Origin of the sequence: Xanthomonas sp. NCPPB 1062 (assembly GCF_041481705.2) — a bacterium.
Classification (GTDB): domain Bacteria; phylum Pseudomonadota; class Gammaproteobacteria; order Xanthomonadales; family Xanthomonadaceae; genus Xanthomonas; species Xanthomonas euvesicatoria.
This window is the reverse complement of the sequence record NZ_CM192987.1, coordinates 1,873,741-1,889,130: the sequence shown is the minus strand read 5'-3', so window position 1 is coordinate 1,889,130 and position 15,390 is coordinate 1,873,741. Positions and strand designations below refer to the sequence as shown.

Annotated in this window: 16 protein-coding genes; 4 read left to right on the top strand and 12 right to left on the bottom strand. The window is 65.5% G+C overall.

What is annotated here, in order from left to right; all coding sequences use genetic code 11:
* Nucleotides 1–44: 44 nt before the first annotated feature.
* The 12 genes from ACCQ16_RS08320 to ACCQ16_RS08265 all read right to left on the bottom strand — a co-directional run bounded on the left by ACCQ16_RS08320 (nucleotide 45) and on the right by ACCQ16_RS08265 (nucleotide 11,429).
* Nucleotides 45–743: a class I SAM-dependent methyltransferase gene (locus tag ACCQ16_RS08320; RefSeq protein WP_277572919.1), complete on the bottom strand. Its 699-nt coding sequence runs from the start codon at nucleotides 741–743 to the stop codon at nucleotides 45–47.
* Nucleotides 740–1,975 carry an amidohydrolase family protein gene (locus ACCQ16_RS08315; protein ID WP_277572918.1) on the bottom strand — a complete coding sequence of 412 codons (1,236 nt, stop codon included), beginning with the start codon at nucleotides 1,973–1,975 and terminating at the stop codon, nucleotides 740–742. Before ACCQ16_RS08315 ends, ACCQ16_RS08320 begins: the two co-directional genes overlap by 4 nt.
* Before the next feature lie 12 nt (nucleotides 1,976–1,987).
* Nucleotides 1,988–2,830, bottom strand: a complete 843-nt coding sequence (locus ACCQ16_RS08310; RefSeq protein WP_011347079.1) for a class I SAM-dependent methyltransferase — start codon at nucleotides 2,828–2,830, stop codon at nucleotides 1,988–1,990.
* A 283-nt stretch (nucleotides 2,831–3,113) separates the two neighbouring features.
* Nucleotides 3,114–3,965: a Wzz/FepE/Etk N-terminal domain-containing protein gene (locus tag ACCQ16_RS08305; RefSeq protein ID WP_122273038.1), complete on the bottom strand. Its 852-nt coding sequence runs from the start codon at nucleotides 3,963–3,965 to the stop codon at nucleotides 3,114–3,116.
* Nucleotides 3,966–4,008: 43 nt separating this feature from the next.
* Nucleotides 4,009–5,142: a hypothetical protein gene (locus ACCQ16_RS08300; RefSeq protein ID WP_029819193.1), complete on the bottom strand. Its 1,134-nt coding sequence runs from the start codon at nucleotides 5,140–5,142 to the stop codon at nucleotides 4,009–4,011.
* The gene (locus tag ACCQ16_RS08295) at nucleotides 5,139–6,089 is read right to left on the bottom strand and encodes a glycosyltransferase (protein ID WP_277572917.1); all 951 of its coding nucleotides are present in this window, start codon (nucleotides 6,087–6,089) and stop codon (nucleotides 5,139–5,141) included. The genes ACCQ16_RS08300 and ACCQ16_RS08295 overlap by 4 nt, the downstream gene beginning before the upstream one ends.
* The gene (locus ACCQ16_RS08290; RefSeq protein WP_277572916.1) at nucleotides 6,086–7,339 is read right to left on the bottom strand and encodes an O-antigen translocase; all 1,254 of its coding nucleotides are present in this window, start codon (nucleotides 7,337–7,339) and stop codon (nucleotides 6,086–6,088) included. The genes ACCQ16_RS08295 and ACCQ16_RS08290 overlap by 4 nt, the downstream gene beginning before the upstream one ends.
* Nucleotides 7,336–8,460 carry a DegT/DnrJ/EryC1/StrS family aminotransferase gene (locus ACCQ16_RS08285; RefSeq protein WP_372380255.1) on the bottom strand — a complete coding sequence of 375 codons (1,125 nt, stop codon included), beginning with the start codon at nucleotides 8,458–8,460 and terminating at the stop codon, nucleotides 7,336–7,338. The genes ACCQ16_RS08290 and ACCQ16_RS08285 overlap by 4 nt, the downstream gene beginning before the upstream one ends.
* A complete protein-coding gene (locus ACCQ16_RS08280; RefSeq protein ID WP_057681532.1) occupies nucleotides 8,448–9,359 on the bottom strand; it encodes a GNAT family N-acetyltransferase in 912 nt (303 codons plus the stop codon). Before ACCQ16_RS08280 ends, ACCQ16_RS08285 begins: the two co-directional genes overlap by 13 nt.
* A gap of 7 nt (nucleotides 9,360–9,366) precedes the next feature.
* Entirely contained in the window at nucleotides 9,367–10,320 is a 954-nt protein-coding gene (locus ACCQ16_RS08275; RefSeq protein ID WP_057681533.1) for a glycoside hydrolase family protein, read from the bottom strand.
* Between the two features lie 3 nt (nucleotides 10,321–10,323).
* A complete protein-coding gene (locus ACCQ16_RS08270) occupies nucleotides 10,324–10,995 on the bottom strand; it encodes an acetyltransferase (RefSeq protein WP_029819188.1) in 672 nt (223 codons plus the stop codon).
* Nucleotides 10,992–11,429, bottom strand: a complete 438-nt coding sequence (locus ACCQ16_RS08265) for a sugar 3,4-ketoisomerase (protein WP_008574961.1) — start codon at nucleotides 11,427–11,429, stop codon at nucleotides 10,992–10,994. Before ACCQ16_RS08265 ends, ACCQ16_RS08270 begins: the two co-directional genes overlap by 4 nt.
* 304 nt (nucleotides 11,430–11,733) lie before the next feature.
* On the opposite strand from ACCQ16_RS08265, the gene ACCQ16_RS08260 reads away from it, so the two are divergent.
* From ACCQ16_RS08260 to ACCQ16_RS08245, 4 genes are all read left to right on the top strand, one after another.
* Nucleotides 11,734–12,354, top strand: a complete 621-nt coding sequence (locus tag ACCQ16_RS08260; RefSeq protein WP_372380254.1) for a cytochrome b — start codon at nucleotides 11,734–11,736, stop codon at nucleotides 12,352–12,354.
* Nucleotides 12,355–12,437: 83 nt separating this feature from the next.
* The gene (locus tag ACCQ16_RS08255) at nucleotides 12,438–13,781 is read left to right on the top strand and encodes a hypothetical protein (RefSeq protein ID WP_031422239.1); all 1,344 of its coding nucleotides are present in this window, start codon (nucleotides 12,438–12,440) and stop codon (nucleotides 13,779–13,781) included.
* Between the two features lie 26 nt (nucleotides 13,782–13,807).
* Nucleotides 13,808–14,200: a c-type cytochrome gene (locus ACCQ16_RS08250; RefSeq protein WP_011347070.1), complete on the top strand. Its 393-nt coding sequence runs from the start codon at nucleotides 13,808–13,810 to the stop codon at nucleotides 14,198–14,200.
* 416 nt (nucleotides 14,201–14,616) lie between these two features.
* Nucleotides 14,617–15,339: a TorF family putative porin gene (locus ACCQ16_RS08245; RefSeq protein WP_031422236.1), complete on the top strand. Its 723-nt coding sequence runs from the start codon at nucleotides 14,617–14,619 to the stop codon at nucleotides 15,337–15,339.
* Nucleotides 15,340–15,390 lie beyond the last annotated feature (51 nt).

Here is a 15,390-nt window from a genome sequence, read left to right as displayed (position 1 = left end):
AGTAACCCACGCGCAGACAGCCACTGCGGTGTGCAAGATCTTGCTCACGCGACCCGTCGCAGCCGTAGCACCAGCGCAACCGGCACCTGCAGCGCCATCTGGTCGAAACGTGCCCCGGCCGGGATATCCGCGGGATCCAGTATCGGCTCGGACACGGCTTCGATCGCGAACCCGACTGCGGTGCATGCCGAATGCCAGTGGCTATAGAGATGCGGGGTGTGGCGGACCGCGTAGTGCTGCCCATCGGCCTTGAAGTCGCGCCGCCAGCCCAGCGCGTGGCCGATCGGGTGGACGTCGCTGCACAGCACGATGCCGCCGACGCGGGTGACGCGATGCAGTTCTTCCAGCGCCGGCCATAGCTGTTGCAGGTGCCCCAGCACCAGACCGCACACGCTCAGGTCGGCCACCGTATCGGGCAACGGCAGATGATCCAGGCTGCCTTGTTGCAGAACGATGCGTGCGGCCGGCCAGTCCTGTGCGAGCTCGGTACCGGCACGGTGCAGCATCTGCGGCGACAGGTCGACACCGGTCACTTGCCGGGCCCCACGGTGCAGTGCGTGCAGCATGTAGCGGCCGCTGCCACAGCCGGCGTCCAGCACGTGCTGGCCCTGCAGGCTGGATGGCAGCAGTGCGAGCATGGCGCGCTCTTCGGCCAGCATCACCGGGTTGTGCGCGTGCGGTGGATACGCCTGCGCCCACAGTGCGTAGGCAGCAGCGGGCTCGAGCACCGGCACTGCGCTCACGAAAGCGCTCCATTGGCAACCGGCGCATGGGTAACCTGCGCGGCGGCCTGCGCCGGCTGCTCCTGCGTTAAACGCTGAAGACCGGGTTCGAGCGCCAGCACCGCCGGGTCGGCCAGCGTGGCATCGAGCAATTTGGGCCGTCCGTCCAGCAACACCGGCACGGTCCGGATGCCGGCCGCGCCGAACCACGGCGCAAAATCCGGATCGGCGATGCGCGGCTTGCCATCGCGAATCACCGCACGCAAGTCGCTGCGCGTGCAACCGATGATGCTGCTGGCAGGTTCGCCGCCGCGGTCGCGCACGATCAACACATCTGCAGCGGCTCCAGGCGCGATCCGCCCACGCGTTGCCATGCGCAGGATACGCGCACAATCACTGGTGACCATGCCAAGCAGTTGGTCCGGTGCCAGTCCGCTCCGGCTGGCGACCTGCAGTTCTTCCAGCAGGTCGCGCGCGCCGCTGATGCGCGAATCGTTGCCCAGCGCCAGCCGGCCGGCCATGCACAAGCGCCACGGATCGAGCGTGCGGCCGAGCAGCGCCTGATTGCTGGACGGACACCACACCACGGCTGCGCCACGCGCGATCACGCGCTCGATATCCTGCTCACCCATGCCTACGCCGTGGATCAACACCGTGTTGGCGGCCAGGCAGCCGAGCCGGTCGAGTTCATCGAGCTCGGCACGCGCCACCGCATCGGTGCCTTCGGCCAGATGGATCATCCAGGGATGCGCTGGCAGGGTCGCGGCAAAGCTGCTTTGTACGGGCGGGCCGTAGCCTGTCCACCCCAATGCGTAGCTCCAGCCGAAGTCGCGCAGCAGGCTCACCGGGAAATTCGCTTCGTCCAGCGTGGCGTGCCATGGGTCGTGCTGGGCCACGCACGTGACGCCGGCCAACAGGTTCTTCAAACCGCCATGGCGCAACCGCACTGCCTTGGGCACACGCAGTGCGGCAGCCACGTCCGGATGCTGGAAATGCGCCTGAAATGCCTGGATCCACGCGTAGCTGTTGCGAAACGGCGCGACCTGCGGCAGCGGCGGTACGCAGTTGACCTGCAGATGTTCGTGCGCATTGATCAGGCCCGGCGCCAGCACATGCCCTTGCAGATCCATGCGCACGGTGCCGGTGCCGAGCGTGCCGCCGAAGCGCCCCGCGCGGATCGTCACTGCGGCACGCGACGGACCGGCCTGGGTGATCGCACGTGCGCCTTGCAGGCAGACATCGGCCATGGCCATCGACTGCTCCACTCAGCGCTTGCGCATCACGATCAGAAAGTGATCGCCCATGTCGCGCAGCAGCGGCAGCCCGCCCCACCGGTCGTCGCAGCGCCCCAGGCGCTCGGACAGGCGTGGATTGCGTTCGCAAAACTCCACCAGATACGGCGGCGGCAGGAACAGGCTCAAGGCGCGGTAGCTGTCCAGGGCGAAGTGCGTTTCGAATGCACGGTAGAACTCGCGCGGCAGGTGGTACCAGGTCCAGATGGTGTGCCCATTCATGCCAACCGCAATTGCGCCTTTGGCGGCACGCACCGCCGCGCGCCTGAGGCGCCCACGCAAGGCGTAATGGCCAATTTCCCACGGGCAGATCCGCCCGATCACCGAAAACACCAAGCAGCCGTCCGGGCGCAGCAGGCGCGCGCACTGTGCGGCAACGGCCGGCAGATCGGGCGCGCAATTGAGCGGGCCGAAGTTGGAGTACATGCCATCGAAGCTGCCTTCCAGCCGATCGAGTTGCTGGATGCCGACATGCGCGGTGGTGAGGCGTTCTTGCAGGCCGTGCGTGGCAGCGCGATGGCGGGTGCGCTCGACCATGGCCGGCGACCAGTCGGTGGCCAGCACGGAATATCCGCGGCGCGCGAATTCGCCAGCATCCAGGCCGGTACCGCAGCCCAGATCGACCAGCCGCGACCCCACCGGCAACTCGCTCGCTACGGTGTCCCACAGCGTGGTGCGCATGCGCTGGATCAGCGCGTTGTTGCCGCGGGGACCATCGTAGTCGGGAGCAACGCTGTCGAAAGCACGTTGCGTTTCCAGCAGTTGCTCCGGCGCGACCGTGCCGCCCCGCGCCGCATGCTCACTGAGTGACGACATGCGCAGCCTCCCACACCCGTCCTATTGTTTTCACCACACACTCTCCGGTCGCAACGCCACCGATGCGGCATCGCTTGATAGACCCGTGAGTGCGCGATGTTGCCGGTTTGGTTGCAGCGCACTGGATGGTGGCCGAGCTGGCACAGGCAATCACACCCAAGATGCATGCATTGGCCAAACGCGCCGCACGCGATGCACGGTCTCGCTTTCGCTCGCGTATCACCCGGCGCCTGCTGCATGCGAGAACGCATTCCCCAGATTGCGCCGAGGCACCACTGCAGCGTCACACACCAGCGTGTGCAGGAGTCCGCGCACGACGACGCACCGCATTGCGCAGCACCGCGGCCAGCACGCCCAGCCCTGCGCCGGCCAGCAGGCCGGCCGCCCAGACGGTGATCGCATTTGGATACGCCTGGCGGTCGGGCACGTACAGCGGCCACGCCAGCGAGGTCTGGTAGGTGTAGCGCGCGGTGAGCCGGGCGACGAGGTCGTCGCGCTCGGTCTTCAAGGCGCGAATCGTGGTGTTGCTGTCGGTGAGCAACACGCCCGCCAGCACCTGTGTCGGCGTGGCGGAAGCCCCTCCCTGCCCGGCCTGCAATTGCCGCTGCAGCTGCTCGCGATGGCTGGTGGCCGCGCGCAGATCCTCGCTCAAGCCCTGCAGGCGGGCGCGCGCAAGATCGAGCGCAGCTGCATTGGTGTCACCGTGCAGTATCTGCAGTTGCGTCACGGTGGCCGTGGCCAGCGTGCGCGCCTGCTGCGCCGATTCAGCCCGGATGGTCACACCGATCAGATTGGCGTAAGGGTCGGGGTCCGGCTTCAGGCTGCCGCGATACAGCTGCGCGGCGCGGCTATCGAGCGGCACCTGCGCCTGACGCAACACCGCATCCTGAAACAGCCGCGTTTTCATGCGATCGATCACGCGCTGAAACGGTTCGACCTTGGGGTCGCGGCCAGCAGGAGTCGGGCCGATTTCGCCAACCTGGATCCACGCGGTTGCCTCCCATTGCGGTTTGGCCAGGCGGGTGAAGGCGAAGGTCAGGCCCAGCACCACCACCAGCGCTACCACTGCCCAGCGCCATTCCCGGCGCAGGATGCGCCACAGGTCGATCAGATAGATTTCGTCGTGTTGATTCATGGGCGTGGCTCTGCAACGGGGCGAATAATGACGTGCTGCCCGCTCACGCGGCAGACGGATGTGCGGACAGGCGGTTGGGCAGCAGCACCGTGCAGGCATGCAGCACCAGGCACAGCGCGATAAAGCCGAAGTTGGTCCATGTGAACGCCTGTGGCGCGAAGGGCGACATCAGGCAGGCGTAGGCCATACGCAGGAAGATCAGCACATGGAAGATCGACAGCGAGCCATTGAGGCGGCGCACGCTCCAGACCAGCCCGGCGTACAGGGCCAACATTGCAAGCAAGGCACCGGCAGCGCCCCACGCCATCAAGAACGGAAAGAACTCGGTACCCACATTGATGTTGGGTGCATCCAGCGGAATGCTGGTCCCGGCGGTGGCAATCGAACCACTGAACGGCACCAGTTGATTGATCAGGAAACTGGCGTTGACGTAGCCCTTTGCCAGCATCGCACCGAAGTTATACGGCCCTGCGCTGATGTAGAGCAGCAACCATTGCACGCCCTGCGGCATGGCACGGTAGAACGCGCTGAACGGCAACGCCACGGTGGCCAGGGAACCGGAGCGCAACGCGCCAAGGATCGAAAACACGCCACCGCCGGCCAGCACGAGCAGGCCAATGGTCTTCCACGGCAGCCGACGCGCCGGATCGCGCCGCAGCAGCATCACCAGCACGAACGAAAACAGGCCAGCGAAGATGCGGTTGCGATCGATCACCACGATCGGAAACACGAATCCCAACGTCACCATCGCCGCACGCAGCCCACGATGGCGTACGCACAGCAGGGCGATCGGCGGCAGGATCCAGCACATATTGGAGATGTGCCGCACGTGCGCACGCAACGGGCTCAAGGTGGCGTACGACGCTGGATCGCTGAACAACGGAATCGGAAACAGCACCAGGTCGGCGATGCAGAACACCGTCACCGCCGCGGCCAGTACCATCGCCAGGAATGCATCGCGGGTACCGGCGTAACGGTAGTGGCGAAAGCGCTCGACCGACGGCACCTGCGTGCGTAGCACCGTATCGAGCGAGAAGGTGGCCGCTGCCGCGAGCGCCAGCAGCACGATGCCTTCCAGGTAGCCATCGGGTAGCGCATAGGTCAGCCACGTCAGCGCGCAGCTGAGCAGCATCGGCACGGCCAGATACGTCGCCGGGCGGCGCAACAGCGTGCTCATGCAAGCTCCACCGCACGCGCAGTACGTTTCGGACGCCATCTGGCAGACAGCGACAACCATGCGTAGGCCACCAGATGCACAGCCACCCGGTGCGGCCGGCGCCGCAGGAATTCCACCTTGGCAGCGATGTAGCGCGCCTGCGCATGCAGCAGTGTGCAATCGGGCTCTTCGAATAACGGTGCGCAGCGCAACGCCACTTGCCGCGACTCGCGCAGGTTGGCGATGCGTGCCGGCACGTTTGCGGTCTTGCTGAGGTTGCTGCCATGCAAGCGGTAGGCGCATACCGGCAGATCGATGAAACCCAGCGCATCGGCTGCAACCAGGCGCAGGAAAAAATCCCAGTCTTCGATTCGGAGCAACTCGTCCCACCCGCTGCGCGCGTCGAAGGCGCTGCGCCGCAGCAGCGTCACCGCGCCACTGACTGCCCACCGCCGTATCACCGCATGCCGGATGCCGGATTCGCAGCGATACAAGCCCTTGTCGACCTTATGCAGATCGCGCATGGCGCTGCCATGCAACAGTCGCCCATGCGCGTCGACCACGCAGGCATCGCCGATCACCGCAAGTTTTTGCGGATGTCCGCGCAGATAGCGCACCTGCGCGTCCAGCCCGCCGGGCAACAGATAATCGTCGCTTGCGCCAAGCCGCAGATACTCTCCCCGCGCACGCAAGGCCAGTTCATTGAGCGTGGTGGCAACTCCCCGATTCTCGCGTTGCACGAAGTGCACCGGTAGCCGATGCCCATGATCGCTGATCCATTGGCTGATCTTTTCGCCGGTGGCATCGCTGGAGCCATCGTCGATGATCACGATTTCCTTGCATGGATACGGATCTTCCAGGACGCTGTCCAGGCAGCGCTGTACGAAATGCTCATGGTTGAACGCCGGAATCAGCACCGACACCAACGGCCAGCGTGCACGTGCCGATACAGGTGCCTGATCGTTCATGCCGCCCGCTCCAGGTAGCGCCGCACCACCACGATGTTGAACAACAGATACAGCACGTAGTTTGCTGCAAAGGCGTACATCGCGCCGATCAGCCCGAACTGCGCGGTGAACACGTACACCAGCGCCAGATAGCTCGCTGCAAACACGCATTCGGAAATCACGAACAGCCGCGTCATCGCCTTGGCCAGCATCACATACGACAGCACGAACGCCGCGATCTTGATCACATCGCCCAGCAGCTGCGGGCCGTACAAGGGCGCCGCCGCGGCGAATTGGGGATCAAACAGCAGCCGGGTCGCCCAATCGCGGCATACATACACGCCCAGCGCCGCCACGATCACCGCCGGCATGACATAGCGATATGCACTGCGCAGCTCGCTGCCCAGCCCCGCAGCGCCTTGCAGCGAGGCCAATTTGGGCAGGTAGTACACGTTGATGGCGGTGGTGAAGAACAGCAGATAGGCATCGGAGACCCGGCTCACCGCCTGCCAGTAGCCCACTTGCCCCCAGCCGAATTGCAGCGCCAGATGATCGCGCACCAGGATGGTCGCCAGCTGCGGCACCAGTGTCGAGGTGAGCGTCATCAGCGAAAATGCCGCCAGCCGACGGGTCATCTCCGCATCGAAGCGCATCCGCCACATGGCAGGCTGAAAATAGGGGCTACGCCGCAGTGCCGGAACAGCAGCCAGCAGCCACAGTACCTGACCCAGGACCAGCGCCAGCAGCGCCCCGTATAGTTGCACTTGGCTGGAAAGCCACGTCACCAAGGCAACGCTCAGCACGGCGCCTGTCACTTGCACGAAGGCGAGCCGCCGCACGTCCATGAAGCCGTTGATCAGCGCCAGTATGTAGTTGAGCAATGCGATTCCCAGCTGCGCGATTGCCAACACGCAGATCAGCGGACGGTAGCTCGCATCGCCCAGCAGGCGCTCGGCAATGGCTCCACTGAACACCATCGCCAGCAGCGCGATCACGCAGGCCGCGCAGAATGCGTACAAGAGCGCCGCACTCAGCAAGCGCGCCAACGTGGGCGCATCGTCGCGGTACTGCGCTACATGCTTGACGATGCCGGCACTGATGCCGCCACCGGCCAATACCGCCAGCACCGACATCAGGTTGAGGAACTGGCCAAGCCGGCCCACGCCCTGCGGCCCGGCGTAGACGGCGACCAGCTTGACCACCACCAATGCCGCCAGCAGCTTGGCCAGCGTCGCAACGCCGGTGTAGGCGCTGCTGCGCACGAGATTCATGTGTTGCTGCCGAACGATTGACAGGCCGCGATCACGTGCGCAACCGCTGCATCGTCCAGCGCCGGCCCCATGGGCAGGCTCAGTACTTCCCGATGCAGCTGTTCGCTCAGCGGCAGGCACGCCTCGCCCAGGGTGGCGTATGCCGGCTGCCGATGCGGCGGCACCGGATAATGAATCTGCGTGTGGATGACCTGCCGCAACAGATGTGCCTGCAAGGCATCGCGCTGCGGGCTGCGTACCACGAACAGATGCCAGACGTGCTGCTGCTCTGCCACCGGCGCAGGCAGCACGATCAGCGGGTTGCAGATGCCGCGCAGATACCGCTGTGCCACTGCACGCCGCAGCGCGATTTCGTCCTCCAGATAGCCCAGCTTGACGCGCAGGAAAGCAGCCTGCATTTCATCCAGACGCGAGTTCACCCCCTGGCAGAGATGGTGATACTTCACTTCCGAGCCATAGTTGCGCAGCGCGCGAATGCACTCGGCCAGACGTGCATCCGACGTCGTGACTGCGCCGCCATCGCCCAGTGCACCCAGGTTCTTGGTCGGGAAGAAACTGAAGGCCGCCGCATCGCCGAAGGCACCGGCGCGACGTCCCTGTGCGCGTGCCCCGTGCGCTTGCGCGGCATCCTCGATCAGCAGCAGGCCGTAGCGATGGGCCAGGATCTGTAGAGCCTGCATCTGGGCCAATTGCCCATACAGGTGCACTGCCATGATGGCGCGCGTGCGTGGCCCGATCGCCTTCTCCACCCTTGCCGGGTCGATGTTGAAAGTGACCGGGTCCGGCTCGACCGGCACCAGCACCAGATGGTTCTGGCTGATCGCCAGGAATGTCGCGATGAAGGTGTTGGCCGGCACGATGATTTCGTCGCCTTCGCGCAAGACCCCCAGCTCACGATAGCCGCGCAGGATCAACGCCAACGCATCCAGCCCATTGCCCACGCCGACTGCATGCGTGGTGCCGCAATAACTGGCGAATTCGGCTTCGAACGCGGCCAGCTCTTGACCGAGCACATACCAGCCGGCATCGATCACGCGTGCCGCTGCGAGTTTGAGTTCATCCGCATAGCGCGCATTGACTGCACGCAAATCCAGGAAAGGCACATCCATTACATCAACCATCGATAGACATCCTGCACCACGGCGCGCGCGCCGAAGCGTTCCTTTTGTTCCACCAGGCCTTCGTTGAGCACCTGCCCGCCCTGTTCGGTGGAGATACCGAAACTGAAATATTCGCGCTGCGCATAGACATCGGTAATCAGGTCGGCCAGCAGCAGGCTCAACGCATCCAGCTGGCGCCCCTGTTCGGAGACCGCCAGGTATTGGGTATGCACGCAGCGGCCGAAGTCGAAGACCAATGCGGCTGCGACCAGTTGTCCATCAGCGCGCGCTTCATGCAACACGATCTGCTGCGCGAACCGGCGTTGCAGCAGTTGAAGCTCATCCAGCCGGTGCGTCGGTGCCACGCCATGCCGCTGCAGCACCTGGGTCAGCAGCGCATGGAATCCATCGAGCTGGGTCCCGCGCTGGATCTGCACGCCGGCCTTGCGCGCCTTGGCAATGGAACGCCGCCGCTCGGTGCTTAATGCAGGCCGCTCGCGTAGTGCAATCACCGACGACAAGTCGCGCCGGCACAGCTGCGCGCCAAGCCGATGCAGTGCGTAGAGCTCTTCCTCGGCCGGGTACGCATGGAAGATATGCGGCACCGGCTTGTAGATGACCTCGCGCACGCCAAGCGCGCGGTAGTGCGCGGCAATCTGCTCGAACACCTGCAAGGTGGCGCCGGCACGTAGCGCCATCGACGACAGCAGCCCGGCATAGGTGAGCCCGGCGTGGCTGCTGACGCAACTGCCCCGCACATTGGCCGGGAGCACCGCCACCACCGTGTCCCTACGTTGGACCAGCAGGGACGCATCCACAAAGCGCTCGGCGTGATAGTCCATATAGTCACGCCGATGCAGCAGATTGCCATTGCGCGATGACGCCACCAGGGCATCCCACGCGGACGCATCGCCCGGCATGTAAGACCTAACCGAAAACATGACCGCCCTGTAACGCAACCGGCAACGCCGCCTCTGCCAGGCCGAAGCCTGCCTGCCCCATCGCGTTGCCGTTGTAGAACATCAACAGGCGCTGGCCGTGCTGAATCAAGGCGGGGTAGCACAGCGTTTGCGCATCCCAGCCGTCATCGGACAATGCAAGCCCCAACTGGCGGTCGTCGCGTTCCCAGTGCACCCCATCGCCACTGAAGGCGATGCCGGGAAAGTAGCCGCCCTGAAGGTCGCCACGGGTGAAATACATCAGATAGCGCTCGCCGAGCCGGTACACGCGCGGACGCCCGATACGGTATTCGTCGCCGCGTGGACGCAGGCACACAGCATCGTCGGCGGGGATGCAACGCAGGTCGTCGGTCTGGGCGTAGCGGATGTGGTAACGCGGATATGGCTGGCCGCCGATCGTTTCCCAGTCATCGCCCACCGCGTACCACAATCGCCAGCGGCCCTCTTCGTAGCGTGCCGAATGCACCGCGGCAATCGTGCTGCGACCGGGGGCGCGATCGAGCAGCGGCGTTTCCTGCCGACGCTGGAAGCTCTCGCCCCCGTCGCAGGAGACCGCCAGACCGGTGAAGGCGAGGAACTTGGCCTTGGCCACGCGCTGGAAGCCGACATAGAACAGGTACAGCCCGTCCGGCCCGGCCACCACATCGCCCAGGATCATGCCGTTGTCGTCGAAACAACCGTCACGGCCGATGTCGAGCACCGGCTGCTTGCTGACGCCGACGATCTGCGTTGGCGCATCGGCGCGCACATCCACGTAGCCGATCCGGCTCACGCCCTGCGCATCGCGAAAGCCGGCGTACACCCGCAGCACCTGAGCAGACAGGCGATGCGGTGTTGGCGTCAGTGCGGCATGGTGCATCCAGCCGCCCACCCCGTGGCGTGCGACGTCGAACACCAGTCCGCGCTTGTTCCAGGCGAACACCGTTCAGAGCTCCACATCGAAGCTGGATCTGCCCGCCACCGCGCGTGCCGGCGAACCCACGTACACACGCTCGGCTTCGGTATGTCGCGTCACCAGCGCGCCGGCACCGATGACGTTGTCCGCGGCAATCCGCACCTTGTCGCTGAGCGTGGCGTTGACCCCGATGAAGCTGCCCTGCCCGATCTCGCAATAGCCGGAAATCACCGCATGCGAGGCGATGAACACATGATCCTGCACCACCGTGCGGTGGCCGATATGGTTGCCGCTCCACAACACGCAGTTGTCGCCGATGCGGGTGAACGGCTGGACGACGTTGCCCTCGAAGATGAAGCAGTTGGCGCCGATCTGCGCGTTCTGCCAGACGAACGCGCGTGAGCTCACGTACGTCGCACAGCGATAGCCGCGCCGCACCACATCCTGAAAAAAACGGGTGCGCAGGCGATTGAGTTGCGTTGCCGGAATCGCCACGAACACCGCATAGTCGTGCGGCGGATAGCGTTGTTCCAGTTCTTCGTACGCCACCACCGGCAAGCCGGCCACGGTGGTCTGCAGCAGAAAATCGCGCTCCACACTGAAAGCGACCACTTTGTAGTGGCTGTCGTGCTGGAAGTACTCGCACGCGATCTGCGCGAACTCGCCTGCGCCGACAATCACCAGTTGCCTCGGTACGCTCATGCTTCCAGCCTGCAGGCTTGCAGCGCGGCGCCAGTGCGCACTTCGCTCACGAACTGGTCGTAATCCAGGATGTAATCGCCAGGGTCGTAAAACTGGTCGGCCAGCACCATCAGCACGCAGTCGGCACTGAAGCGGTACAGGTCGCGCCACACCATGCGGCCGAGCAGCAGGCCTTGCGACGGGTCGTCCAGCACCACTTCGCTAGGACCATTGCCGTTGCCTTCGTCGAGCAGAATCGTCACCGAGCCGTGCAAGGCCACGGCGAATTGATTGAGCTGGCGGTGCGCATGCTGGCCGCGGTGCACGTCGTGGCGCGTGCCGAACAGGTAATACACACGGCGGATCTCGAACGGAACATTGCGCTGCTGCTCCAATGAAATGAGCAGCCCGCGATCGTCACCGTGGGTATGCAACTGGATGCGTTCGATAGCCATGATCGGAGAGGCGTAACCGCTGACTGCACGTAGTGCGACATGCCTGAGTGCGTCGGGTTGCGCGAAAGGTTGCGCGCGCTCGGGGCCATGCGAAGCGCTGTGCGCGCAAGCGCAGCCGACCGCATCGCAGCGCTTCGGTGTGCAGCACGTGCGAACCAGGTGCCACGGCGACGCAACCTTTTTCCGACATCGCCGCACCCATCGGTGCACGTTCACCTGGCCGCCGTTCGGCCGGCGTGGGGAGCCAGGCCTGGCCGCGCAGCGCGCAGCCGGAACCAACGACCACCACCGGAAGACAGATCAGATGCGTTCCTCCCCCCCTGCGCCCGCCAGCGCTCCCGTCAACGGCACAGACACCGCGCCCCTGCCAGAACAGGCGCCCGCAGCTGCGCGCGTGCTGCCCTTGCCCAAAGCGATGCGCGTGCTGCACTGGCTCACCGTGCTGTGCCTGGCCATGGCGGCCACGCTGATCCTGCTGCGTGCCGAGCTGGATGGCCGCGCACTGCGTCAGTGGCTGCTGGAAGGCCACCGCCACTTTGGCTTGCTGGTCCTGGTGCTGTTTGCGTTGCGCATCGGGTTGCGCCTGCGGTTGCGCAGATTGCCGCCCGGTCCACCCGCATCCCTGCCGATGCGCCTGGCCGCCGGTGCCACGCATGTGGCGATGTACGGCCTGATGCTCGCGCTGCCATTGCTGGGCTGGTCGCTGAGCAGCGCCTACGGCAAGCAGGTGTATTTCTTCGGCATCCCCTTGCCCGCGTTGGTCGCGCCGGACGGCGACCTCGGCGACACCCTGGGCACCTGGCACTTGAACGCAGCCTGGGCGCTGCTGGCGCTGGTGCTGCTGCATATCGGCGCCGCGCTCTGGCATCACCTGGTGTTGCGCGACTGCCTGTTGCGCCGCGTGTTGCCGGGCAAGCGCGCATGAGCCGCCGCACCCCGCCGTCTGTCATTCGTTTCCTCGCCCGTTCCCGCACCGCTGCCTCCCGCACCGTCGAACAAGGACTTTCCATGCCCATGCCCCAGCCCGCTCCGCGTCGCACTGCCGCGCGTACCGCCTCCCTGACGTCCTTGTTGTGCGTGTCCGGCCCCTTGTTGCTACTGGCCAGTACGCAGGCGCAGGCGATTCCCTCGTTCGCGCGCCAGACCGGCTCGTCCTGCGCCGATTGCCATGTCGGCTCCTATGGTCCCTCGCTCACGCCCTACGGCATGCGCTTCAAGCTCGGCGGTTTTACCGATACCGATGGCGAGGGCACCAAGATCCCGGTGTCCGGCCAGCTCACCTGGTCGCGCAACAACCCCAGCCGCGGCGACAGCACCTCGCGCCTGCGCGAAGCCGATCTGTATCTGGGCGGCCGCCTCAACGACAACATCGGCGGCTACTCGAAGATCCGCTCCAACAACAGCGGCAATGCGACCTTCGATACGCGCCTGGACGATGTCGATCTGCGCTTTGTCAGCAAGCCGTTCCAGATGGCGGGCAAGGACACCATGATCGGTGTCAGCGTCAACAACAACCCGGGCATTTCCGACCCGGTGCACGTGTTGCCGAACGCCTCCACGCTTACCCCTGCCTCCAATGGCGGCGCCTCCACCATGCTCAGCTCCTCGGCGCTGTCCAACCGCGTCATCGGTGCCAGCGTCTACGGCCTGTATGACCGCAATTGGTACGGCGAAGTGGGTAGCTACAGCGCGCTGTCGCCGTCTGCGCAGGACCGCCTCGGCTGGCCGGTCAACGGCGACCCGGGCAAGCTCAGCGACACCAGCTATGCGCGTCTTGCCTACATGAAGGACATGAAGCGCCAGTTCTTCTCGGTGGGCCTGACTGCGCTCACGACCCGCCGCCAGCCGCTGCGCACCGGGCCCAGCGACGACCTCACCGATTTGGGCTACGACCTGACCTACCAGTTCCTCGGCACCCGCGAGCACGTGCTGTCGCTGGCCTACGTCAACATCTACGAGCGTCGCAAATACGGCAGCCCGCTGATGTCGACCGACCCCACCATGCCGGCGCTGGACCGGGGCAGCGTGCGCGATCAGACCCTCAGCATGAACTACGCCTTCAAGCAGACCTACGGCGTGCTGGCCGCGCACATGATCAACAGCGGCTCGTTCGATGCGGCGCGCTATTCGCCGGTGGGTATCCCGGACACCACCAGCAATCTGATCCTGCTGTACTGGACCCCGTTCGGCAAGGACGGCACCTACACCTCGATGGCCAACCTGCGCGTGTCCGCCGGCTGGTTCCGTTTCGACAAGTTCAACGGCAGCACCTCCAACGTCTTCCGTGGCCCGCCGATCACCAATCCGCGCGATCTCGACAGCTTCACCCTGTCGGTCAATCTGGCCTTCTGATCCCTCCCGCACCTGTACGGATCCACATGAACCCACCACGCAAACTCTCCGTGTTGTGCGCCCCGTTGGCCGGCCTGATGCTGGCGGGCGCACTGACCATGCCCTCGGCCTACGCTGCCGACGGCGCCGGCGTCTTCCTCACCGAATGCGGTGAATGCCACAGCGTCAAACCGGGCAAGAACAAGAAAGGTCCGTCGCTGTTCGGCGTGGCAGGCCGCCCTGCCGGTACCGTCGCAGACTTCGGCGGTTATTCCGATGCGCTCAAGAACAGCAAGTGGACCTGGACTCCGGCCCAGCTCAAGACCTATCTGTCGCAATCCTCGTCCAAGGCGCTGCCGGGCACCAAGATGAAGTACGACGGCCTGGACGACCCGAAGGAGCTCGACGCACTGATCGCCTATCTCAACACTTTGAAGTAGGCGCGGCCACTGCGGCATGGCGCGTCCTCGCCCGAGGGGGCGGACGCATGGCGCGCCAATCGCCCAGCCGTGGCAGCCTGTCCGTCGGCCGCCTGCACAGCCAGGCGTTGCAGGCGGCCGCGACCGGCCGGCCCGGATGGATTCGCGTTGCCCGACGCGGTGCCTTCGCGTATACGGACGCAATCGCCGCCGCCGCGGTGGTCTCGTTCGCCGCCCTGGGGCACCATCGCGTCCCTGTTTGACACCCGCCCACGCCATTGCCGACCGTTCCAGCTTCCAAGCCGCTCCCCTCTCGACCGCGACGCCACTGCGCACGCGCGGTCTTCTGCGTGGGCGCACTGCTGGACAGTGCCGCACGCCACCCACGGTGCGAAGCACAACCGGCCTTATCCGCCCAGCAACCAGGCCAACCGCGGGTGCGCCGCCCACCACACAGTCACCGCACGCTGGTGCAGTGGCTGCTGCTCGCGCTGGCAGCCGGCTCCTGCGGCAGCGCCCTGGCCAAGGACTTCGGCGGTGCAGTGGCGCTGACCTCCAGCCTGATCGACCGTGGTATCTCGATCGCGCCCAACAAGGTCACCGTGCAGGCCGCAGGCTACTGGCTGCCCGCCCCCGGCTGGTCGGTTTCCACCTCGGTGGCGCTGCAGTCCCCCGCCTGGAGTGATCCGGTCGCGGTCACCGCCCAGGTCGGGCGCGCCTGGATGCTGGACGATCGCTGGCAGATGCAGGCCAGCCTGCTCTACTACGGCTACCCGACCGACCGCGCCACGCGCACCTTCGACCGCCAGGAAGCCAGCCTGGCCTGGTCCTACCGCGACCTGCTGACGTTTTCGCTGTCCACCTTCAATTTCCCACGGGCCGACCGGTCGCCGTGGAACGTGGCGTTCGACATCACCGCCAACGTCCCGCTGCGCAACGATGTCAGCCTGTCGCTCGGTGCCGGTTCGTCGCGCTTTCCGGCCATGGCCTACGGTGCAGCGCGCTCGGGCCGCTATCAGTACGGCCAGGTGGGCCTGAAGTGGAACCGCGCCGGATGGACACTGAAAGCCGAGCGTATCCTGACCAGCGGCAATACCCCGCGCATGCAGGGCGGCCCCGGCGACATGCCGTGGCTGGGCACGGTCGCCAGAACCTTCTGATCAACACGCAACCTTTTGCCTGCCTGCGCGCACTGACGTGGGTTACCCGCC

Coding starts and splice junctions, on each gene's coding strand:
- ACCQ16_RS08315 (WP_277572918.1), bottom strand. CDS start 1,975: ATGGCCATGGCCGATGTCTGCCTGCAAGGCGCACGTGCGATCACCCAG.
- ACCQ16_RS08310 (WP_011347079.1), bottom strand. CDS start 2,830: ATGTCGTCACTCAGTGAGCATGCGGCGCGGGGCGGCACGGTCGCGCCG.
- ACCQ16_RS08305 (WP_122273038.1), bottom strand. CDS start 3,965: ATGAATCAACACGACGAAATCTATCTGATCGACCTGTGGCGCATCCTG.
- ACCQ16_RS08300 (WP_029819193.1), bottom strand. CDS start 5,142: ATGAGCACGCTGTTGCGCCGCCCGGCGACGTATCTGGCCGTGCCGATG.
- ACCQ16_RS08295 (WP_277572917.1), bottom strand. CDS start 6,089: ATGAACGATCAGGCACCTGTATCGGCACGTGCACGCTGGCCGTTGGTG.
- ACCQ16_RS08290 (WP_277572916.1), bottom strand. CDS start 7,339: ATGAATCTCGTGCGCAGCAGCGCCTACACCGGCGTTGCGACGCTGGCC.
- ACCQ16_RS08285 (WP_372380255.1), bottom strand. CDS start 8,460: ATGGTTGATGTAATGGATGTGCCTTTCCTGGATTTGCGTGCAGTCAAT.
- ACCQ16_RS08280 (WP_057681532.1), bottom strand. CDS start 9,359: ATGCCGGGCGATGCGTCCGCGTGGGATGCCCTGGTGGCGTCATCGCGC.
- ACCQ16_RS08270 (WP_029819188.1), bottom strand. CDS start 10,995: ATGAGCGTACCGAGGCAACTGGTGATTGTCGGCGCAGGCGAGTTCGCG.
- ACCQ16_RS08265 (WP_008574961.1), bottom strand. CDS start 11,429: ATGGCTATCGAACGCATCCAGTTGCATACCCACGGTGACGATCGCGGG.
- ACCQ16_RS08260 (WP_372380254.1), top strand. CDS start 11,734: ATGCGTTCCTCCCCCCCTGCGCCCGCCAGCGCTCCCGTCAACGGCACA.
- ACCQ16_RS08255 (WP_031422239.1), top strand. CDS start 12,438: ATGCCCATGCCCCAGCCCGCTCCGCGTCGCACTGCCGCGCGTACCGCC.
- ACCQ16_RS08250 (WP_011347070.1), top strand. CDS start 13,808: ATGAACCCACCACGCAAACTCTCCGTGTTGTGCGCCCCGTTGGCCGGC.